Here is a 21,486-nt window from a genome sequence, read left to right on the forward strand (position 1 = left end):
GCTGCTTGTGGGGCGTCATGTTTCTTTCCTATGCAGCACTTTTTCAACTCTTCTGGATGCCTGCTTTGTTGCGGGCATATCTACTGCTCGGTACTTTTTTGTCGGGCTTTGCTTTCTTGCTTTATCGACACAAACAAGACAAAGCGAAAATTGGCATTGATGCTGATGGCGCTTTTTTGTGTAAGCGAGGTCGTGTTGTAAGGTTACTATTTGTCAGAGTAAATAGTTTCCAGCTCATTGCTAAACGAGAGCAAAAATCAAAGTTATTGGGATGGCTTTGGCCACAATTTCATGTGGTTTACTGTGATAGTGTGAGCGCAGAAAAGTACAGAATGCTGCAATCCTATGCGGCGCAACAAATCTTGTTGAGCCGCAGTGAGGAAGCAAGGAAAAGCTTCTCGAAGGACTAGCTTGGTTTGTGAGGTGATAATATTGTTGGAGAGCTCGGTTCCTGCTTATTAGGGTAATCCAATGTGAAGTGTAATCCTCTGCTTTCCTTTCTAGACATGGCCGAGCGAATGATCAAATCTGCTACCATTGCAAGATTCCTCAGTTCCAGCAAATCGTTTGATACCTTGTAATTCGCGTAAAACTCTTGGATCTCAGAAAGTAAGAGATCGACCCTGTGTTTGGCTCTCAATAAGCGCTTGTCTGTTCTTACTATGCCGACATAATCCCACATGAAACGTCTTAACTCTTGCCAGTTGTGCGTGATCACCACATCCTCGTCCGAGTTAGTGACCTTACTTTCATCCCAATCTGGAATGGTTATTTTCTCGTGTTTGTTGTCATGTTTGGCTATGTGGTCTGCTGCAGATCGGGCGAATACAATACATTCTAACAATGAATTACTGGCTAGTCGGTTTGCACCATGCAGCCCTGTGTAAGCGGTTTCACCAATAGCATAGAGGTTGTCTATGTCTGTTGCGCTGTGTTTGTCTACGACAACGCCACCACAAGTGTAGTGAGCCGCGGGGACGACAGGAATCGGGCCTTTTGTCATATCGTGACCATATTCCAAGCAGCGTTTATAGATGGTTGGGAAATGCTCTTTAATGAACTCTTCGTCTTTATGGGAAATATCCAATAAAACGTGATTGATACCCAGTCGCTTCATTTCATGGTCGATTGCTCTAGCGACAATGTCACGAGGAGCCAGTTCTGCTCGTGGGTCGAACTTCGACATAAAACGTGTGCCATCCGGAAGTAAGAGCTTGCCGCCTTCTCCTCTAACCGCTTCTGAAATTAAAAAGGTTTTCGCTTTAGCGTCGTACAAACAAGTAGGGTGGAATTGGTTGAATTCCATATTGCCCACCCGACAACCTGCTCGCCAAGCCATTGCAATACCATCGCCAGATGCTGTGTCTGGATTGCTTGTATATAAGTAGACCTTACTGCTGCCGCCACAAGCTAAGGAGATGAACTGGCCATGAAAGGCTTCAATAACATCGTCTTCTTGATTGAGTGCATAAACGCCAACCGCGCGATTTTCACCTGGAAGTCCCAATTTTTTCGTGGTGACGATATCGATAGCGACACGATCAGGGTAAAAATCAATATTAGGGTGATCCGTCGCATTTTTAATTAAGGTCTTTGAAATGGCTAGACCTGTTGCATCGGCGCTATGGATAATGCGTCTGTGGCTGTGGCCACCTTCTTTTGTTAAGTGGTATTCATCGCCCTCGCCATAGCGAGTGAAAGGAACGCCTTGACCAATCAACCAGTCGATACTCTCTTTAGAGTGCTCAACAGTAAAGCGAATCGCTTCTGGATCGCCCAATTCAACACCGGCATCGATTGTGTCATTGATGTGTGAATCAATCGTGTCCGTATCTGATAATACGGCCGCCACGCCACCTTGAGCGTATAAAGTTGACCCTTCACGTATGTCGGTTTTTGTTAAAATGGCGACGCTGTGTTTATCTGCGAGTTCTAAAGCGAGTGTTAATCCAGCCGCGCCGGCGCCAATAATGACGATGTCGTGTTGATAATGTCGACTCATGGTATTGATCTAATATTGTGATTAAGAAATGAATGTTACTATTGTTGATCAGTAATAGTGAATACTTTCTGTCTATTCCATTTTCATTATTCTAAATAGTTTTGGTAAAAATGAAGCATTTGGTTATAAATGACCGAATTGGCGGTTCTCATTGGGAACTCGTAAGCCTCCTTGTTGTCTGTATATTCAACAAAGAGGCACACATGAAAAATAAGAGTTTAGTATGAGGTGCCTATGCAGCACGAAACGTCTTCCGATCAGGCGTTAGTTGAGAAAGTACAGCAGGGCGACAAGAGAGCATTTGACCTTTTAGTTGCTAAGTATCAGTACAAAGTTGTAAGCCTGATTGGGCGTTATGTACAAGATAGAAGTGAAGCATTGGATGTTGCTCAGGAAAGTTTTATTAAGGCCTATCGTGCCATTGGGAACTTTCGTGGTGAAAGCGCATTTTATACTTGGTTATATCGAATAGCGGTTAACACGGCAAAAAACTATTTGGTTAGTCGTTCCCGTCGACCTCCAGAATCTGATGTTGAACTTGATAATGAAGAAGTTTTTTGTGCCTATGAAGCCTTGGCGGATATCGACACACCTGAAGCAAATTTAAACACTGACCGTCTTGAAAAGGCGGTGCATCAAGCCATCAAAAATTTGCCAGAGGAATTGCGCAGTGCACTAACTCTGCGAGAGTTTGATGGATTAAGTTACGAAGATATTTCATTAATTATGGACTGTCCTGTTGGGACGGTTCGATCACGTATTTTTCGCGCGCGAGAAGCCGTTGAAAAACACATACGCCCCTTGATGGGGTCAGGAGAGTAATCATGGCAACGACAAACGATCATTCCCTAGCCTCACCTTCTAGTTTGTCTGCAATGTTTGATGGCGAAGCAACAGAGCAAGATATTGAGTCTTTGCTTAGCGAAAGCCATGTTGAGATCAGTCGACAGTTAGAGAGCTTTCACTTGATCCAGCAGACTTTGCATAAAGAGTCCAAAGTGTCGATTGGATTGCAAGATAGTTTGGTGTCTCGTATTCGAGCTGAAATCGATGCTGAAGATGCATTGCAAGAAGATATGTCTAATGCAAGCAGCCATCATTTTACTTCTTTGGAAACAGTGCCAGAAAGCATCACGAAAGACCTAGAAGTTGCGAATGACCAATTATTGGACAATGAAGAATCTGCTCACAAAGTCATGCCATTTACGTGGAAAACGATGTTTTCTAATGTGGCGATCGCAGCGAGTGTGACTTTTGTGGTGATTTTTGGTGGCAATTTATTACTTACTCCCGAAGCGAATACAACCGCGGTGGTTGCTGACGTTCAGGAGCCTTCGATTGTGGCAGACACAGCCATAGCATCTTTGGATGAGCTTAAAAACGAAGCCTTACCAGCCGATAATATTAGGCTGCAGCATTACTTGCGCCAGCATGCAGAGCAAGCAGCGATGGCGGTTGGGCAAGGGATGATTCCTATGGCGCGCGTTGTTAGCTATCCCGTGGAAGAATAGGTGACTATGGTGGTTTTGCAATTACGAAGCTTTATCCTATTTCTGGCATGCATACTGATTTCTGGCGTTGTATCCGCTAGCGGTTTGCCTTTGAATGATCTTTCTTCAAATAATCATAACGAGCCGAAAAACAGCCATGCTCTAGGACTTTCATCTTCCTCTGCGCTGGAGCTATTAAGCAATATGACTCAGTCGTTTGCAGGGTTGAAATACGATGGAGTCTTTATCCATTTAGAAGCCATGAATATGAACAGTATGCGAGTTCGTCATGGGGTTATGGATGGCGTCGAATATGAAAGTTTAGTGGATTTAGATGGTGATAAGGTTGAAGTTCTCCGAGTCGATGACACAATCATTTGTGTTTATCCCAATGCGTCTGTAGCGAACATGAGCCAGCCATTAGTGCCACCTTTTAAGCGTTTTAAAGACGTAGAAAGTGATCGCTTAATAAAGGGCTATGAAATGCTTGTTGGGCAAGGTGTCAGCCGAATTGCGGGACGTGACGCTGTTGTTGTGAGATTGATACCAAAAGATGAATATCGCTATGGTCATGAGTTTTGGCTAGACGAGGAAAACCATTTTCTACTGAAACACGACATGATGAAAGAAGATGGCAAACTGTTGGAAAGAATCCAGTTTACCTCGGTGAATTTTTCTCCCGACTTGAAACGGGAAGACTTTGCCCCAAAACAAGGGAGTTATTCTGAACCTGTTGTAAAAGCCGTGCCTAGACGAGTAAAAAACTTATGGCGCTTTGATTGGTTACCAGCAGGGTTTTCCTTGGTTTGGCCTGAAGCAAGAGCGCTGAATCATGGTACAAGTATGCTGCTTTTATCGGATGGAATGGCAACCGTATCTGTTTTTGTGGAACCGGCAACGAAAGAAAAAGAAATGTCGATTTTCCGTACTGGTGCCACCATTGCAGGGGAACGTAGCTTTACAATAAAAGATCAGTTGTATCTATTAACTATGGTTGGTGAAGTCCCACAAGCAACCATAGAAAAGTTAATGTCTGTATTTATGCCAAGGCAAGATCATGATTGAAGAAACTGGAAAAGTCCTATCGATAGAGAATGGATTTGCTGACGTAGAAACCATACGTACGAGCAGCTGTACTTCTTGTCGCGCTCGTCACGGGTGTGGTCATCATGCAATTGCACAAGTGTCGTCGGCTAACCGTATGAGAATGCGAGCGGTTGACCCATTCATGGTGGAAGTTGGTCAGGAAGTCGTTGTCGGCATACCTGAAGATACCTTATTACAAGCATCTGTCTGGATGTATTTGATCCCATTGCTTGGTTTAGTTAGCGGTGCTGTTCTGCCTTCGATATGGGGAGGCGGATCTGGTGTCGCGGTTATTTTATCGATTATTGGTTTTGCGGGTGGTTTGTTATTAGCAAGGCGTAAGTCCAAACAGGAAGAAAGTAACCTTGATTACTACCCTAAGATTCTCAGAATTGCATCACAAGAAAATCACCAAATCCCTTTGGTTGTAACGTCATAAGTGATGAATCATCTTCACCTGGCACTGTAATGAACTTGGTATGTCTTAAGGAGACCAATCAATGAACAGATTGCTTAAACACCTTAGTATGGTTGTCATCAGTACTTTTATGATGGTTTCTATGCTTTCCCACGCGGCTTCACTACCTGACTTCACGGAGTTGGTGGACGAAGCTTCCCCGGCTGTTGTGAATATCAGTACAGAGCAAACAATCACAACCAAAACAGCCAATCAAAATGGTCAGCAGTTTGGCCCAAATAGTGAAGAGCTCAATGAGTTTTTTAAGCACTTTTTTGGTCAACAGCCGTTTGGTCAGCAAGCGCCTCAACAAGGACAAAGAAGCTCTTTAGGCTCTGGTTTTATTATTTCTCATGACGGTTATGTTCTAACGAATAACCATGTGATCGATGGTGCGGACGTGATTCATGTGCGTTTAAGTGACCGCCGTGAATACTTGGCTGAGTTGGTTGGTACTGATCCTAGAACCGATTTGGCTTTGTTGAAGATAGATGCAGAAGATCTTCCTATTGTAAAAATGGGTGATTCGGACAAGTTGAAACCGGGGCAATGGGTGTTGGCAATTGGTTCGCCATTCGGTTTTGATTACACAGTGACGGCGGGCATTGTCAGTGCGACTGGTCGTAATTTACCTTCTGATAGCTATGTGCCGTTTATCCAAACAGACGTTGCTATTAACCCAGGTAACTCTGGTGGTCCTTTATTCAATTTAGATGGTGAAGTGATCGGAATTAACTCGCAAATTTACACTCGCTCTGGCGGTTTTATGGGTGTGTCTTTTGCTATTCCATCGAAAGTCGCTATGTCCGTGGCTGATCAGCTAAAAAATGAAGGCAAAGTGTCTCGAGCTTGGTTGGGTGTATTGATTCAAGACGTCAGCAATGACTTGGCAGAATCTTTCGGTTTGGATCGATCAAACGGTGCCTTGATTAGTCGTGTATTGCCTGATTCTCCTGCGGAAAAAGCAGGCTTGAAACCTGGTGATATCATCATGATGTTCAATGGCGAAAACATTGAACACTCTGGCGAATTGCCTTATGTGGTTGGGCAGCTAAAAGCGGGCGATAAAGTCGATGCGAAAGTTTACCGAGACGGTAAAGAGCAAACTATTAACGTGTCATTAGATGAACGCCCAAGTGACCCTAAAGTATTGGCGCAATCACAACAGGATCAAAATCGACTTGGCATGATAGTGGGTGAAGTGCCTGCTGATATGGCAAAAGAGTTTGATATCGAAGGTGGTGTTGTAATCGAACAGATTATAGGTGGAACAGCCGCTCGAAATGGTCTTCAACAGGGTGATGTGATTACTATGTTAAATGGTAAACGCGTTGAAGGAGTATCTGACTTTACTGCTACAGCGAAAGACATTCCGAATGGTCGCTCTGTTCCAATGCGAGTTATTAGACAGGGTTACCCAATGTTTATTCCGTTTAAGATAATCGAGTAATAAGGCAAGAAATTAGCCAATAAAAAAGGAGATCCAATTAGATCTCCTTTTTTGGTTAAAGCTCAAAAACTAAAGCGCTTTAGAGAAAATCTTTGAGTTACGCTGATAATTGTACAGCGCTTGTTTTTTGGTCGGCAGAGTCGCCAATGTCGTCTCACTGAAACCACGTTCGATAAACCAGTGAGCGGTTCTTGTGGTTAATAAGAATAGCGTCGACAGGTTCAATGCTTTAGCCGCTTTCTCAATGCCTTTAAGTAAGCGTTCACCTCGGTTGGAGCCTCTATAATCTGGTGAAACCGCTAAGCATGCCAATTCTCCAGCGTATTCTTGCTCAAAAGGATAAAGCGCTGCGCAAGCAACAATAGCCCCATCTCGTTCAATAACAATGAAACGATCGACTTCATTTTCAAGCAACTCTCTTGAGCGTCGAACCAATACGCCTTTTTCTTCGAGCGGTGCGAGTAACGCCATCATGCCGCCAACATCATCAATTTGGGCGGGACGTAATTGCTCGTAGCTGTCTTCGTCTATCATGGTGCCAGAACCTTCACGAGTGAAAAGTTCTCTTAATAACCCACCGTTTTCATTGTATGAAATCAAATGTGCTCTTGGCAGGCCTTGGCGAACGGCTTGAACGCAAGCTTCTAAAGCAGCGTGAGTCACACTGTTTAGTGTTCTTTCCTTGAGAATAAGATCTGCGTCTTTGGTGAGTAACTCTGAGTAAAGTTCGCCATCTTCTTTAAATATGCCTTCTTCTTCTGAAAAAATGATCAGCTTATCTGCCTCTAATTGAACTGCGGCTTGAAGGGCAACGTCTTCACTTTTTAGGTTAAATACTTCACCTGTTGGCGAAAAGCCAAGATGTGGCAGCAGCACCATGTTGTCATCTTCCAGAAGGCGGAAAATAGCTTCGGTATCAATTCGACGCACTTCCCCTGTATGGCCGTAATCAATGCCATCAACCACGCCCAAAGGTCTCGCAATCACGTAATTACCGCTGCACACTTTGAGGCGAGCGCCGTCCATAGGCGTATTAGAAAGCCCCATTGATAGTTGAGCTTCAAGTTGCACTCGTACGGCAGCCGAAGCTTGGATGACATCAAGGAGCTGATCTTGTGGCGTGACGCGATAGTCTTCTTCTACTTTGCTTGTTAAGTGTCGGTTAGTAAGTACTCGACTGATTTGTGGGCGTGCGCCTTGTACTAGAACCAAGCGAATACCAAGCGAGTCTAGCAAGGCTAGATCGTGGATGATGCTTGAGAAGTGAGCGCATTCAACCGCTTCACCAGGAATCAAGATGACAAAGGTTTTCCCTCTATGGGCGTTGATATAGGGGGATGAATGGCGGAACCAATCTACATAGTTGAGTTCGTCAGGCACGCTGTTCCTCATTTTTTCTGCTCGTGTGATTGAAGGCAAAAACGTTCGATTAAACCACGTATTACCTGTTGCATAGGTTGAATTTGATCCAACGCCATGAATTCGTTTGGTTGGTGAGCTTGGTCAATAGAGCCAGGCCCAAGTATTAGAGTTTCCATTCCCATTTGATTTAAGAAAGGACCTTCTGTTGCAAAGGCAACGGTACTGGCTTGACGCTTAGTAAGCGCTTCACATGCTTTTATGATATCCGATTCAATCGGAGTATAAAAAGAGGGCACATCTGGGAATAGGCTATTTAGCTGAATTGTAGTGCCTGTTCGCTCTTCAATGCTTGGCAATATTTGTGCGATTTCTGCCATGAGAGACTGATTGCTCATGCCAGGTAAAGCTCTTAGGTCAAATTCTAATTCGCAACGACCACAGATTCGGTTTGGATTGTCGCCACCATGAATACAGCCAAAGTTCATGGTCGGATAGTCAATCACGAAGTTAGCGTCACGGTATTGTTTTTTAAGTTGTTTACGAAATGTCATCAGCTCAGACATAACGGAATGCATGGCATCCATCGCATTATTACCTAATGCTGGATTAGAGGAGTGGCCAGCTTGCCCTGTTACTTGAATGCGTTTCATCATGATGCCTTTATGGGCATGAATTGGCGTTAAGGAAGTCGGCTCGCCAATCAAGGCGTAGCGGGCTTTAACGGAACCTTGCTCTGCCAGAACTCGTGCGCCAGACATGGAACTTTCTTCGTCTGCGGTCGCTAGAATGATGAGCGGTTGCTTCAAGTCGCTAAGCTGCATTTGCTGAACTGTGTCCAACACAATGGCGAAAAAGCCTTTCATGTCGCAAGAACCCAGGCCGTATAGTTTTTGGTCTCTTTCTTCTAAAGCGAAAGGGTCTGACTGCCAGCGGCCTTCATCGTAAGGTACTGTGTCTGTGTGGCCTGATAGCACCAAACCACCATCACCACTGCCAAGCGTCGCGATTAAGTTAAATTTATTTGGCTGGTCTGGCAAAGGCATGATTTCGCATGCGAAACCGAGCGAAGTAAGCCAGCTTTCGAGCAACTGAATCACGCCTTTATTCGACTGATCCCAACTTGCTTGACTACAGCTGATAGAGGGCGACGCAATCAATTGCGTCATCATACTGATAAGTGATGGAAGTGCTGGCATAAGGATTTCCTTGAATCCGAGAGATTCCCTAATATTACTACTGGAAGCTAGGCATCTGGTACACTTACAACAACAATATTTTTCTTTGTTGTTGAATAAACAATGAAGTGCTTAGAGGTTTATCTATTATGGCTACCGAGCTAGAACTTAAGTTAATGGTTCAGTCTGAGTATCTCAAGTCTGCCAGCGACTTTCTTGATGAAATTTGTACACTTTCTGACAATGAAGAGCAAAGTCGTCAACCTACCTTGTCGTTAATGAATGCTTACTTCGATACAGAAGAAGCAGATTTAATGAAAGCCGGGATCGCAATGCGCATTCGTGCTGTGAATAACAAATTCATTCAAACGGTAAAAACGCGCGGCAGCAGCCGTGTTGGTATGCATGCTCGTGGTGAATGGGAATGGCAGGTTCCTTCTGACCAACTGGATTTTTCATTATTGGCAGAAGTCCCACTTCCTGATGAGCTAAAAGACATGTCTTGGACGAATAGGCTTGTGGAAGTTTATCGAACAGACTTTGAGCGACAGGTTTGGAACATAGAAGCCCAAGGCTCAACAATGGAAGTGGTTTGCGATCACGGCTTGGTGACGTCGCCTTACGGTGAGGATTCTATTTGTGAGTTGGAACTAGAACTCAAAGATGGAAGCGAAGCTGGCTTATATCACTTTGCTCTTGAGCTTGCGCAGAAAATCCCTGTACAAGTGAGTACCGTTTCAAAGGCACAAAAAGGTGTGCGCTTGAAATATGGACAGATTGAATTTCCAGAAAAGCCTCTGAATATGGCATCTAGCTTGGAGCTGGCTTCTTACTGGTATGAAGTCTGGCTCGTATATTGGGAAGCCATGCACTTTATGCAAGATGAAGCGTTACTTCAGCCAGTACGTCATTCGATTGAAGAACTTGGCAAATATTTACCTGTGGAGCTTCAAAAGCAATTGATAAGCTTGGATGGGAAAATGGACGAATGTTTTATGGAAGAAGAGCTGCTTACGATTAAAAAACTGATGGGCATGACATCGGTTGGCATCGCCATGTTGGAAGTTGGGCAATGGCTAAATAAACAAGTTCATACAGACTAAACGTCGATCAATAAAACAATAACGATTCACTTGAGAAAGATCTATTTTCTGAGGGCGCCTTTTGATATCACCTGATTTGAATTCAAGTTACGCATTTTTTTACGAACAAAGTGATTCTCAGCTCTTGCTGGAGCACATTCAAGATGCGCGAGAAAGAGCGCGTTTGGTACCGTTAGACCAAGAGCAAATTAAGGTTTTGGAGCCGCTTTGGCTATTGAGTGATTATGTACATCAACAATGCGTGCGTTTTCCCCATTGGCTTGATGATTTATTGGTTCTTGAAACCTTGCCTGAGTCGCCTTCTCAAGCGGCATTAATGGCAGGAGAAGCGTTTTTTGCACTTGAAGCAGAAGCATGCCCCGAAGGTGAATCTGATCAATTTGATGAAGCTTCGCTTCTAAAGCGTTTACGCCTATATCGACATTGGTGGATGGTGCGTCTTATTGCTTTGGATATTCAGCAACGTTTGCCGTTAGCAGAATTGACTCGTCGCCTCAGTGGTTTGGCGGATGCTTGTGTGAATGCCAGCTTGGCATGGACAGAGCAAAACTATCTTTCCTTGTATGGCAGAGCGTTAGACAGCAATGGTTTGCCGCAATCCTTAATTGTTATTGGGATGGGGAAATTAGGTGGTCATGAGCTGAACTTATCTTCAGACATCGACCTTATTTTTGCCTTTCGAGAACATGGCGACACACAAGGCGGTAAAAAAAGCCTTTCTCACCAAGAGTACTTTACAAAGCTAGGGCAGAAATTGATTCAACATTTGGATCAAGTCACGGCTGATGGTTTTGTCTTCCGTGTCGATATGCGCTTGCGTCCGTTTGGACAATCAGGGGCGCTTGTGTTGAATATGGATTCCCTCGAAAACTATTACCAAGATCAAGGTCGAGATTGGGAAAGATACGCCATGATTAAGGCCAGAGTAATGTCTGGCAGTGAATTGGATATTCGCGAGTTCGAAGCCTTACGAAAACCGTTTGTTTACCGTAAATACCTCGATTTTGGCGCGATAGGCGCATTGCGAGATTTAAAGCAAATGATTGCAAAAGAGGTTCGTCGTAAAGGTATTGAACACAATATCAAGCTTGGCGAGGGCGGCATTCGCGAGGTGGAGTTTATTGCTCAAGCATTACAAATTCTGCACGGCGGTCGCGATCAAGGTTTACAAACCCCTTCTTTGTTAAAAGTGCTGCCTTATCTTGCTCAGCAGGATTATTTGTCTGCTGAAGAAGTGAATATGCTTCAAGAGGCGTATGTATTACTAAGGCGAACGGAGCATGCTTTACAGGCAGTTAATGACGAGCAAACTCAGCTATTGCCAGACAGTGATAAAGCCCGTTTGCGTATTGCGCTGATGGTAGGTTATCCATCTTGGCAAGCATTAGACGAACGTTTATGGGAAGTGCGTAAAAAAGTTCACGCTTGTTTTGTGGATCTCATCGATGACGGGGAAGACAGTACAGAAGAGGTTAAGCATCAAGAAACGTGGCGCTTGTTGATAAAACACCCTGAAGATTCAGAAGCCATTTTAGACGCGATAGAGCACATTGTTTGGCAAGACAAAGACGCTGTTGTTAAACGTATTGCTCAGCTTCTAGGCTCGCGAACCGTTGTTTTTATGCAACCAATTGGACATGAAAGGTTAGCGATATTTTTGGCGTCTTTTATGTCTCAGCTGGCAAATGAAGACAAGCCTGATTTGGTGTTGGAGCGGGTTTTTCCAATTTTAGAAGCGGTACTTCGTCGTACCGCTTATTTGGTTTTGTTGTGTGAAAACCAGACGGCCATGACGCACCTGATTCGTTTATGTCGAGAAAGTGTTTGGTTTACCGAAGCTATTTCAACAACACCTGCTTTGTTGGATGAGTTACTGGATGCCAACACTCTGTTTTCGCCGCCAGACAAAGCCATGTTAGTGGAAGAGTTACAGCAGATCTTATTGCGTTTACCGGAAGATGATGAAGAAGCTCAAATGGATGCTATGCGTCGGTTTAGGCGCTCGATTATCTTGCGTATTGCCGCTTGTGATATCACGGATATATTGCCAATTATGAAAGTGAGTGATCACTTAACTTGGTTGGCTGAAGTGCTGCTAGAGCAAGTATTGCAGCAGTCATGGTATAGCATGACAAAAAAATATGGCTATCCTGTCAGCCGAGGAGAAATATCCCATGCTCCTCAATTGGCAATTATTGGTTATGGTAAATCTGGCGGTTGGGAGCTAGGTTATGATTCTGACTTGGATTTGGTGTTTATCCACGGAGCTGAATCAACGGGTAGTACCAATGGTGAACGCAGTGTGGATAATTTGACCTTTTATACACGACTAGGGCAGCGATTAATCCACATGATCACCAGTTTTACCGCAGCAGGGCGCTTATACGAAGTAGATATGCGCTTACGACCTTCTGGTAATTCTGGTTTGTTAGTTTCAACTTTGGATGCTTTTCGTGAGTACCAACAAAGAGAAGCTTGGGTTTGGGAACATCAAGCTTTGACCAGAGCGAGAGGATTAGCAGGAGAGTCTGGTTTGCTGTCTCAGTTTGAGGCTTGTCGAAAAGAGGTGATTTCTTCGGTACGAGATAAGCAGGAGCTCAAAGCTGAAGTGATTAAAATGCGCGAAAAAATGCGGACTCATTTAGACACTGGTGGTAAAGACAAAGGCTTCGATCTGAAACAAGGTGCTGGTGGCATTATTGATATTGAATTTATGGTTCAGTATTTGGTGTTGGCTTGGTCTCACAAATATCCAGAGCTTATGCGCTTCTCGGATAATGTTCGTCAATTGGAAGCGGCTTCACAAGTTGGGTTGTTAGATTCAGACAAAGCAGAAAAGATGATAGAAACTTACACTCTTTACAGGGCGAGAGCGCATCGATTGAATCTTCAGCAACAAGGTCGAGTGGTCCAAGACGATACCTTGGTGCAAAGGCAAACTCTGATGAGCCAATATTGGGGTTCTTTTGTGACAGATGACTCTATTTAAAGAGAGCGGAACTCGTTGAAGCGCTGTTTTGTTACAAAAAGGTGGTCGTAAATTATACGCTACAAAGCTATACTGTTTTTAATTGGTGATTTATTAGACAGCTAGATGCGGATATAAATCTTTTCTCTAACATAAGTAAGCTGATGGCTTCGAGTGAATAGGAGATGAAAATGGAAGTAAACGGCGTAAGCGGTGGTCCAGGAATGGATTATGCGAGCGAAGTATACAGCGCGAGCTTAGCCAAACGAGCTCAACAACAAGAAGGCAGCCAAAACCTTGAGTTGTTGGAGCGAGCTGTTGAGTCGGTAACACCGGCAGCAAGTAGCGGATCACATACAACGACAGATAACTTAGGGCAGAATATCAACATCAACGTTTGATCATTCAGCTAAAGAGTTAAGTGCAAAGAATACAAAACGTACTTAAAAAAATCCCTGCTATGGTGAAACATATCAGGGATTTTTTGTGTTTTTAATCTTGTTGATTAATCTGTGGTCGAAGAGTCCAAATCTAGCTTGGCTTCGTTTTCATTTATGGCCATTTCAAACGCTTTTAAACGTTTATAAATAGACAGTAGTTCAACAATCGTTGTCCAAGAGTTAATCAAATATTGGAAAGAGTTTTCTACTTGGTTAAAGGCATTCATAACTCGCTGCATCACACCAAGGGTGAAAGCGCCCGCGATAATGGAAGGCGCAAGCACAATCAATGGCACAAACTGACCTACGTTTAAGTAGCCGTATCGCACGATATTAAAGTAGAGATAATTGGCATACAGACGGAAGTAGTTTTTACGGACGTTGTCGAATAGCTCGTTTAAAGTGATCGGATCTGCTCGGTCGGCATGATCTTCTCCATAAACGAGTTCTTTTCGGTAAGCGGCTTCTACACGCTGGTTTTTGAACTCCAGTCCTGGCAGTTTGATACCAGCAAGAGCAAGTAAAAGTGTACCGAAAACGGACCACATAATTGCAGTGAAGACCAAGGCCTGAGGCACTTCACCAATCAATGGTAATTCTTTAACGTAGCCAGACAATCCCCACAAAATAGGCAAAAAGGCAATCAAAGTCATAACGGATCTAAGTAAGCTAACACCTAAGCCTTCGACGATAGAGGCAAAGCGCATGGTGTCTTCTTGTATACGCTGAGATGCCCCTTCTATGTGACGGACTTTATCCCATTTTGAGGAGTAATAACTTGTCATTGCAGTACGCCAGCGGAAAACGTAATGACTAATGAAGAAGTTACTTAATACAGACACTGTGATGGCGATTAAAATGATGACTGCTACAGTGGACAGCTCGGCATAATAATCAGCCAAAGGAATGCTATTTGGCTCGCCCAATGCCTTTTGAATAAGGTCATAAAAGCTGCCATACCATTCGTTAAGCATGACGCTCACTTGTACTTGAAACCAAGTGATGAAAACAATTAATGCGGATCCAGAAACAGACCATTTCGCCCACTTTTGTCCGCCGTAAATAGTCCAAGCACCGACAAATAATCCGTAACAAAGAATCATGTATTGATATAGCCAAATATCTAGCGCGGTGCTTTGTGCGCTTGCAAAAGCGGCTTGAGCTGCGGCGTCCGCACCTTCGGTTAGTGCTTTGGGGAAATTAATGCCGAACAGTGAGCCTAAACTTAAACTGGCTCCAAGGTCTTGGGCAATAAGATACCAGCCTAGAACACATGCAATTGCCCAAAGGGCGAAACTTATAAAAAAGAGCTTAGGTTTGGGAAAGAAAGATTGAAACACAGTTTAGCTTCTCTATATTGGTGAATAGTGCGTAAGCCATTGATTTACTCGAAAATGTATAATGGCGCTTTATAGGAGCTTAAACCAGTCCATGAATAAGCACAATCAGCCGGCTTTTAAGGAATCTGCAAAAAAGACGACAATAGGAACAAATTTGCCCATTTTTAGTCTTATTCGAACTTAGACATAAAAAAATCGAGCCGAGGCTCGATTTTTTGTTTCTGCTTAGTCACTTTTATTAAGTGTCTTATGCGTTAGCAATCGCTTTTTCAATGGCTTTTTCTAAACGAGAAAGGCCTTCTGCAATATCTTCTTTTGGGATAACCAAAGAAGGAGCTAAACGTAAAACATTTGGTCCAGCTACTAAAACAAATAGACCTTCTGCTGCGGCCGCTGTTACGAAAGTCCCTGCTTTTCCAGCAAGAGAATCAACCACTTCAGCGCCAATCAAAAGACCCATACCACGAATGTCTTTAAACACATTAAGTTTTTCGTTGATGGCTTTTAGACCTGCAACAAAAGTATCGTGACGTTCTTGAATACCACTGAGAACTTCAGGAGTATCAACAATATCAATCACAGCTTCAGCAATGGAACATGCCATTGGGTTGCCACCATAAGTACTGCCGTGAGTACCGAAGGCTAAGCTTTTCGCTGTTTCTTCTGTTGCCAACATAGCACCAACAGGGAAACCATTGCCTAGTGCTTTTGCAGTCGTTAGTACATCTGGTTTTACACCTAGTTGCTCGTAGGCATATAAAGTACCCGTACGGCCAACACCAGATTGAACTTCATCAAAAACAAGTAAAGCATTGTGCTGGTCACATAGCTCACGAACTTGCTTAGCGAATTCTTTATCAGCAGGAATAACGCCGCCTTCACCTTGGATTGGCTCTATTACAACCGCGCAAGTTTTGTCACTGATGATGGCTTTTAATTGCTCAATATCATTGTAGTCACAATGTTTGATGCCACCTGGTGTCGGCTCAAAACCCTCTTTGTATTTTGCTTGTCCGCCAACAGAAACGGTAAACAAAGTACGGCCATGGAAAGACTTATTGAAAGCAATGATTTCGTGCTTTTCAGGACCGAAATGATCAAATGCGTAACGACGTGCTAGCTTAAATGCAGCTTCATTTGCTTCTGCGCCACTGTTTGCAAAAAAGACGCGATCTGCAAACGTTTTGTCAGTCAGCTTTTTAGCTAATCGTAATGCTGGCTCGTTGGTCATCACATTGGCTAGGTGCCAAAGTTGTCCAGCTTGTTCGCGCATGACGTTGACTAGAGTTGGATGGGAATGACCTAATGCAGTAACGGCAATGCCGCCTGCAAAATCGATGTATTCTTTGCCTTCTTTGTCCCATACGCGAGAGCCTTCGCCACGCACTGGAATAATTGCCGAAGGTGCGTAGTTAGGAACCATTACTTCATCAAAGGTTGCTCTCGTTACTTGTAATGTCACTTGTTTATTCCTCTTAAAAAAATAGGTGGCCGAGGTAACGGCCACCGTTAAATTTATATCAGATTTCTTAACTCTCGAATAGCGACGGTTACCATTGGTAGCGTTAATTCACTTTCAGCTTTGATCTCGCCGAAAGTCGCGCGGTAATGGTTTATATTTTCGCTATTTGACTCACGCCAATGAGTTAAGCGTTCCTCCAGTTTCTTGATATCAATGCTAGATTGAATCACGGCTTGAGTTAATGTTCTTAGGCTGCTGTCAACTTCGTCGCCCAATCCTGCTTTCGCCCGTTGTTGCCACATATCATCAGCAGGCAGTTCGCTTGCTTTATGGCGTAACCAATGCAGCTCTAAGTCCATTTCCAAAGCGAAATAGGTTTGAGCAACATCAAGTACTTCTGTGTCTGTATTGGCGGCAACACGAATGATGTCCAAGCCGTAGAATAGCGCTTGAAGAGAAGACAAGGTGTCTGCCAGTTCCGCTGGGATATTCTTGCTAACAAGGTCGGCAGAAATATCCGCTAAGTGCGCTTTGCTTGATTCCGTTAAGATCGCTTGCATGTTGGCTCGAATAATATCGATACCAGGCTTATAAGTGTCTTTTAAGCGCTGGATAGACAAGCTTTCGCGAGTGTTGCGTAGCAACCACAATGTTGCACGTTCGATGAGCCCTTGAATTTGGATCAACAAATCATTCAACACGGCATTGTAAACAACAAAGTCCAAATCATTGATTGCATCCCACAGTGCTGCAATGCCGAAGATATCTTCTGCCGCCATGTAAGCTCGAACAACATTCAACGATGATGCGCCTGTTTCTTCTTGCATGTAAGTCGTAAAGGTTGGCCCCATACGGTTGCCAAGATTGTTTGTTACATGCCCAGCAATGATTTCTTGAATCAATGGGTGTGAAGACATTTGGCTGCCAAAACGCTTCGTCAATTGAGTCGGGAAGTACTCATTGATTTGAGTCGTTAAATCCGAATCTTCGCCAATACCATCGATGACCAATTGCTCAGAGAGCTTAATTTTTGAGTAAGCCAATAAGACGGATATTTCAGGACGAGTAAGTCCTAAACCTTTGTTTAAGCGTCGTTTAATTTGAGCATCACTTGGTAAGAACTCGATTTCACGGTTCAAGCGACCTTCACGAACAAGAGACTGAATCAAACGCCAATGGTCCGCTAAACGCTCTGGTGCTTGCGCATTAGCAAGCGACAACACATGGCTCTGGCCAAGGTTGTGACGTAAAACAAGATTACCGACTTCGTCTGTCATTTCTGCTAACAAGCTGTTGCGTTGCTTCTCAGTCATGTCACCGTTTTCAACAACACGGTTCAGCAAAATCTTAATGTTTACTTCGTGGTCTGAGCTGTCTACACCGGCTGAGTTGTCGATGGCATCTGTGCTAATCAAGCCGCCGTTTTGAGCGAACTCAATACGACCCAGTTGAGTAAGGCCTAAGTTGCCGCCTTCGCCAACAATTTTGCAGCGTAACTCTTTACCATTTACACGCAATCCATTGTTTGCACTGTCGCCAGCATCGGCGTGAGACTCACCTTCAGACTTAACGTAAGTACCGATACCGCCGTTCCAAAGCAGATCAACTGGCGCTTTAAGAATGGCATTGATTAAATCAATCGGCGCCATGGACTTAACATTGCCTTCGATACCTAATGCTTTGCGAATGTCTGCATTAATCGGAATCGACTTCGCAGAGCGATTAAAGATGCCGCCGCCTTTTGAAATCAATTCTTTGTTGTAATCTTCCCAAGATGAACGAGGCAATTTAAACATGCGTTCACGTTCAGCGAAGGATGACGCCGCATCTGGCGTCGGATCAATGAAGATGTGCATGTGGTTAAAGGCAGCCACTAAGCGAGTATGTTTTGATAGAAGCATACCGTTACCAAAAACGTCACCGGCCATATCGCCCACGCCCACGGCAGTAAAGTCGGTTGTTTGGCAATCGATACCAATTTCTTTAAATTGGCGTTTAACCGATTCCCATGCGCCACGCGCCGTGATGCCCATTTTCTTGTGGTCGTAACCATTTGAGCCACCAGAAGCGAATGCATCTCCTAGCCAGAAGCCGTATTTTTCTGAAATGCTGTTGGCTAAATCAGAGAAAGTTGCTGTGCCTTTGTCTGCTGCGACGACCAAGTATGGGTCGTCTTCGTCGTAACGTTCAACAGAAAGCGGAGCAACGACTTCGTTCTGTACTAGATTGTCAGTAATGTCTAACAGGCCACTAATGAAAGTGGTGTAACAATGAACTACTTCCGCTTGAACTTCTTCGCGGGAAGCGTTCTTTTTCAATTGTTTCGCAACGAAACCACCTTTTGCGCCCGCAGGAACAATGACGGCATTCTTAACCATTTGAGCTTTAACAAGACCAAGAACTTCGGTTCTAAAGTCTTCCATGCGGTCAGACCAGCGAAGCCCACCACGAGCCACTTTCCCGCCGCGCATATGCACGCCTTCCACCCAAGGAGCGTAGACGAAAATTTCAAATTTAGGACGCGGTAAAGGAACTGCTGGAATTAGAGAAGGGTCTAATTTGAAAGACACATAATCTTTGATTCCGCCTTCTGCATCGGCTTGATAGAAGTTAGTTCGTAGCATTGCTTGAAGAACGGACAAGTAATGTTTCAGGATTCTATCTTCATCTAGATTTGCAACTTGATCTAATTCAAGATCAATTTTCTCAAGCAGTTTTTGTACTTTTTCAGCGCGCTTAGTTGTTTGGCTAGGATCAAAGCGTTGTTCAAAAAGCTGCACAAGCAAACGTGTGATGCTGGTGTTTTTCTCTAGGGTTTGTTGCATGTATTGGCCAGAGAAAGGCACCTGAAGTTGCATCAAGTATTTGGTTAATGCACGCAGCATAGTAATTTGGCGCCACGTCAAAGAAGCGTTAAGTACTAAGGCATTGAAGCGATCGTTTTCAACGCGACGACTAAATACTTGGTTGAAAGCATCTTGGAAGGCTTCGCGCTGTGCTGGTTTTTCAAGGTTTACATCTGCATCAACACAGATGGCGAATTCAACAACCCATGTGTCGGCTTTGCCATCGCCGTTTTGGTCTAGCTCGTAAGGGCGAGCTTCCAAAACGCGCAGTCCCATGCATTCTAAAATTGGCAATACATCGGATAGAACCAGTGTTGTGCCAGCGCCATAGACTTTAAAGAAGTAATTGTTTTGAGCTTGGCCAACTTGACGGTAAAGATGCGTGGATATATCGCCTTCGCCTCCAAGTAGACTTAAGCGCTCAATATCTAATACTGCAGCGTTCGGAGAGAAGTCTTCTCGGTAAGCCACGGGTAAGTAAGGCGTGTAAGTGTTGTACAGCTTGTTGCCGCTTTCTTCACCATGGCTTTTGTACAATGCATTTAGAAGCTTATCTTCCCAAGATGTCATTGCATCTTGCATACGGCTTTGGATTTCTTCTGCATCAATTTTTGGGCTTTGCTTCGGATCTGCAATTTGTATTGTGAAATTGACCCGTGCCAAGACCAACTGAGAAAACTGTACGTTGAATTCTGAACTGGTTCCGTTGCATGCATTCATCAGAATTTCCTGCATTTTAATACGGAGTTCAGTGTTGTAGCGGTCTCTTGGTACATAAACCAATGCATTTAAGAAGCGACCATAAATATCCTTGCGTAGGAAAACGCGTAATTGACGGCGTTCTTGAATAGCTAAAATGCTTTCAATCGCGTTGAAAAGGTGCTCCGCTGGTGCTTGCAACATTTCATCACGAGGATAACTATTTAGAATGTGCTTGAGGTTCTTGCCCTTGTGGCTGTTTGGATCCACATTCGATTTTTCAATGATCAATTCCAGCTTTTTACGCAGCAATGGAATATCTTGTAGGCGTGCGATGTAAGCGGTAGAGGAATACAAACCGAAGAAACGCCACTCGCCAATCACATTGCCTTTCTTATCAAAGCGTTTGATGCCCAAATAGTCCAAATGAACAGGGCGATGGATGGTCGAGATCGCCGTTGATTTAGTTAAAATCAACATGTTTGTATTATCGACAGCTAGTTTGGCAAGATGATCGTGCAAAACGATGTCACGTTTTACTTTCTTGTCACTCAGGTCGCGGAACGTGCCCAACCCTGAACCATCAACAAGCTTTAGATGCGTTTCATCGTTTTCTATAACTAGGTCGTATGAGCGGAAGCCGACAAAAGTGAAGTGGTTGTTGGCAACCCAGCGAAGAAAATCTAAATTTTCTTGGTGTTCTGTGTTGTCTTTTAGGTGCGCAATGCCTTCTGACTCAGTGATGATGTCATTAAGCTTGGTTTGCATTGGCGGCCAATCATTCACGGCTTTGGTGATGTCGCTAAATGTTTTAGTAAGCTCGTCTTTGATTTGATCTAAAACATTAGTATCGGATAAACGACCAATTTCAAAACGCATTAATGAGTCGTTGGTGTTGGCAGACGATCCTATTTTGATAAGTTCGCCTTTTTTGTTTCGCTCGACAGGTACAAGCGGATGCACTGTCATGTGTATTGTGTAGCCCAAGCGAACAAGTGTCATGCTGAATGATGACACTAGGAAAGGCATGTCTTGCGTTAAAATTTCAACGACTGTGTGCGTTGATTGCCAACTGTGTTCTTCATAATTCGGGTTGTAAACGCGGATTTTAGGTTGGTCTGGAGCGCGATTTTGCAAGAAATCCCATAGGCAGATAATTGTGCCGTATAGGTTTTCAATGGATTCGGCTGCCAAATCTTCTGTTAGAGAGTCTTGGAAATAAAGGTGCGCGAGCTGAATAATGTTGCTTGCTTCAGCATCACTAAAGTTTTCATTTATTTCTACTTCAACGCGTTCGATTAATTCATTTTTTTTGTGGTCAGTCATTAGAACTCATCCCTTGTGAGTGGTGTTCATAATAAAACTAGTTGTAAATGCGATTTTGCGAAAGTATTTGGCTTAGACTCTGCATAAGATTATTATGAAAAAACCAAACCTTTGATAGTTAGTAACTTTCTTAATAGCGACATGTTGTTTCCATGTGTGGTTTTCAAAGCCTCTTACATCTTGTGAAAGAAGTAAAAAACCTTTGTTATCCATTTTAAACGAAATAAACTTCTTTTTTGCCTATAGTTCGCAGGATAATATTTTGTACAAGAGTGAATTC

The 21,486-nt window shown here is 43.7% G+C and carries 15 protein-coding genes; 9 read left to right on the plus strand and 6 right to left on the minus strand.

The genetic code is table 11. The features are described from left to right. The first annotated feature begins 17 nt into the window (after positions 1–17). Complete coding sequence (locus ACMUMQ_RS14365; RefSeq protein ID WP_414682650.1) at positions 18–410, plus strand: hypothetical protein; 393 nt, start codon at positions 18–20, stop codon at positions 408–410. On the opposite strand, the gene nadB is transcribed toward ACMUMQ_RS14365, so the two are convergent. After that, positions 407–2,002, minus strand: coding sequence for an L-aspartate oxidase (gene nadB / locus ACMUMQ_RS14370; RefSeq protein WP_414682651.1), 1,596 nt, complete (start codon positions 2,000–2,002; stop codon positions 407–409). The two genes, ACMUMQ_RS14365 and nadB, sit on opposite strands and share 4 nt — an antisense overlap. Positions 2,003–2,236: 234 nt before the next feature. On the opposite strand from nadB, the gene rpoE reads away from it, so the two are divergent. From rpoE to ACMUMQ_RS14395, 5 genes are all read left to right on the plus strand, one after another. Next, entirely contained in the window at positions 2,237–2,824 is a 588-nt protein-coding gene (gene rpoE / locus ACMUMQ_RS14375) for an RNA polymerase sigma factor RpoE (protein ID WP_414682652.1), read from the plus strand. A 2-nt stretch (positions 2,825–2,826) separates the two neighbouring features. Further along, positions 2,827–3,513, plus strand: a complete 687-nt coding sequence (locus ACMUMQ_RS14380; protein ID WP_414682653.1) for an RseA family anti-sigma factor — start codon at positions 2,827–2,829, stop codon at positions 3,511–3,513. 6 nt (positions 3,514–3,519) lie between these two features. Then, complete coding sequence (locus ACMUMQ_RS14385) at positions 3,520–4,557, plus strand: MucB/RseB family sigma factor regulatory protein (protein ID WP_414682718.1); 1,038 nt, start codon at positions 3,520–3,522, stop codon at positions 4,555–4,557. Beyond that, a complete protein-coding gene (locus ACMUMQ_RS14390) occupies positions 4,550–5,017 on the plus strand; it encodes a SoxR reducing system RseC family protein (RefSeq protein ID WP_317004872.1) in 468 nt (155 codons plus the stop codon). Before ACMUMQ_RS14385 ends, ACMUMQ_RS14390 begins: the two co-directional genes overlap by 8 nt. 61 nt (positions 5,018–5,078) lie before the next feature. Further along, entirely contained in the window at positions 5,079–6,485 is a 1,407-nt protein-coding gene (locus ACMUMQ_RS14395; protein WP_414682654.1) for a DegQ family serine endoprotease, read from the plus strand. 69 nt (positions 6,486–6,554) lie between these two features. On the opposite strand, the gene argA is transcribed toward ACMUMQ_RS14395, so the two are convergent. Then, complete coding sequence (gene argA, locus ACMUMQ_RS14400; RefSeq protein ID WP_414682655.1) at positions 6,555–7,877, minus strand: amino-acid N-acetyltransferase; 1,323 nt, start codon at positions 7,875–7,877, stop codon at positions 6,555–6,557. Further along, on the minus strand, positions 7,874–9,043 hold the full coding sequence (gene argE / locus ACMUMQ_RS14405) for an acetylornithine deacetylase (RefSeq protein WP_414682656.1): 1,170 nt from the start codon (positions 9,041–9,043) through the stop codon (positions 7,874–7,876). Before argE ends, argA begins: the two co-directional genes overlap by 4 nt. A gap of 128 nt (positions 9,044–9,171) precedes the next feature. Here argE and ACMUMQ_RS14410 point away from each other — a divergent pair, with 128 nt between their 5' ends. From ACMUMQ_RS14410 to ACMUMQ_RS14420, 3 genes are all read left to right on the plus strand, one after another. After that, the gene (locus ACMUMQ_RS14410) at positions 9,172–10,125 is read left to right on the plus strand and encodes a CYTH domain-containing protein (RefSeq protein WP_414682657.1); all 954 of its coding nucleotides are present in this window, start codon (positions 9,172–9,174) and stop codon (positions 10,123–10,125) included. A gap of 61 nt (positions 10,126–10,186) precedes the next feature. Then, a complete protein-coding gene (gene glnE / locus ACMUMQ_RS14415) occupies positions 10,187–13,114 on the plus strand; it encodes a bifunctional [glutamate--ammonia ligase]-adenylyl-L-tyrosine phosphorylase/[glutamate--ammonia-ligase] adenylyltransferase (RefSeq protein WP_414682658.1) in 2,928 nt (975 codons plus the stop codon). 170 nt (positions 13,115–13,284) lie between these two features. Beyond that, a complete protein-coding gene (locus tag ACMUMQ_RS14420) occupies positions 13,285–13,494 on the plus strand; it encodes a hypothetical protein (RefSeq protein WP_414682659.1) in 210 nt (69 codons plus the stop codon). A 104-nt stretch (positions 13,495–13,598) separates the two neighbouring features. On the opposite strand, the gene sbmA is transcribed toward ACMUMQ_RS14420, so the two are convergent. The 3 genes from sbmA to ACMUMQ_RS14435 all read right to left on the minus strand — a co-directional run bounded on the left by sbmA (position 13,599) and on the right by ACMUMQ_RS14435 (position 21,206). Further along, positions 13,599–14,873: a peptide antibiotic transporter SbmA gene (gene sbmA / locus ACMUMQ_RS14425; protein WP_414682660.1), complete on the minus strand. Its 1,275-nt coding sequence runs from the start codon at positions 14,871–14,873 to the stop codon at positions 13,599–13,601. Between the two features lie 247 nt (positions 14,874–15,120). Continuing rightward, positions 15,121–16,335: an aspartate aminotransferase family protein gene (locus tag ACMUMQ_RS14430; RefSeq protein WP_414682661.1), complete on the minus strand. Its 1,215-nt coding sequence runs from the start codon at positions 16,333–16,335 to the stop codon at positions 15,121–15,123. Between the two features lie 53 nt (positions 16,336–16,388). Continuing rightward, positions 16,389–21,206, minus strand: a complete 4,818-nt coding sequence (locus tag ACMUMQ_RS14435) for an NAD-glutamate dehydrogenase (RefSeq protein ID WP_414682662.1) — start codon at positions 21,204–21,206, stop codon at positions 16,389–16,391. Positions 21,207–21,486: the final 280 nt, after the last annotated feature.

Origin of the sequence: Marinomonas algae, from assembly GCF_047525555.1 — a bacterium.
Lineage (GTDB): Bacteria > Pseudomonadota > Gammaproteobacteria > Pseudomonadales > Marinomonadaceae > Marinomonas.

Coding starts and splice junctions, on each gene's coding strand:
- ACMUMQ_RS14435 (WP_414682662.1), bottom strand. CDS start 21,206: ATGACTGACCACAAAAAAAATGAATTAATCGAACGCGTTGAAGTAGAA.
- ACMUMQ_RS14390 (WP_317004872.1), top strand. CDS start 4,550: ATGATTGAAGAAACTGGAAAAGTCCTATCGATAGAGAATGGATTTGCT.
- nadB (WP_414682651.1), bottom strand. CDS start 2,002: ATGAGTCGACATTATCAACACGACATCGTCATTATTGGCGCCGGCGCG.
- argE (WP_414682656.1), bottom strand. CDS start 9,043: ATGCCAGCACTTCCATCACTTATCAGTATGATGACGCAATTGATTGCG.
- rpoE (WP_414682652.1), top strand. CDS start 2,237: ATGCAGCACGAAACGTCTTCCGATCAGGCGTTAGTTGAGAAAGTACAG.
- ACMUMQ_RS14365 (WP_414682650.1), top strand. CDS start 18: ATGTTTCTTTCCTATGCAGCACTTTTTCAACTCTTCTGGATGCCTGCT.
- ACMUMQ_RS14410 (WP_414682657.1), top strand. CDS start 9,172: ATGGCTACCGAGCTAGAACTTAAGTTAATGGTTCAGTCTGAGTATCTC.
- ACMUMQ_RS14380 (WP_414682653.1), top strand. CDS start 2,827: ATGGCAACGACAAACGATCATTCCCTAGCCTCACCTTCTAGTTTGTCT.
- ACMUMQ_RS14385 (WP_414682718.1), top strand. CDS start 3,520: ATGGTGGTTTTGCAATTACGAAGCTTTATCCTATTTCTGGCATGCATA.
- argA (WP_414682655.1), bottom strand. CDS start 7,877: ATGAGGAACAGCGTGCCTGACGAACTCAACTATGTAGATTGGTTCCGC.
- ACMUMQ_RS14420 (WP_414682659.1), top strand. CDS start 13,285: ATGGAAGTAAACGGCGTAAGCGGTGGTCCAGGAATGGATTATGCGAGC.
- ACMUMQ_RS14395 (WP_414682654.1), top strand. CDS start 5,079: ATGAACAGATTGCTTAAACACCTTAGTATGGTTGTCATCAGTACTTTT.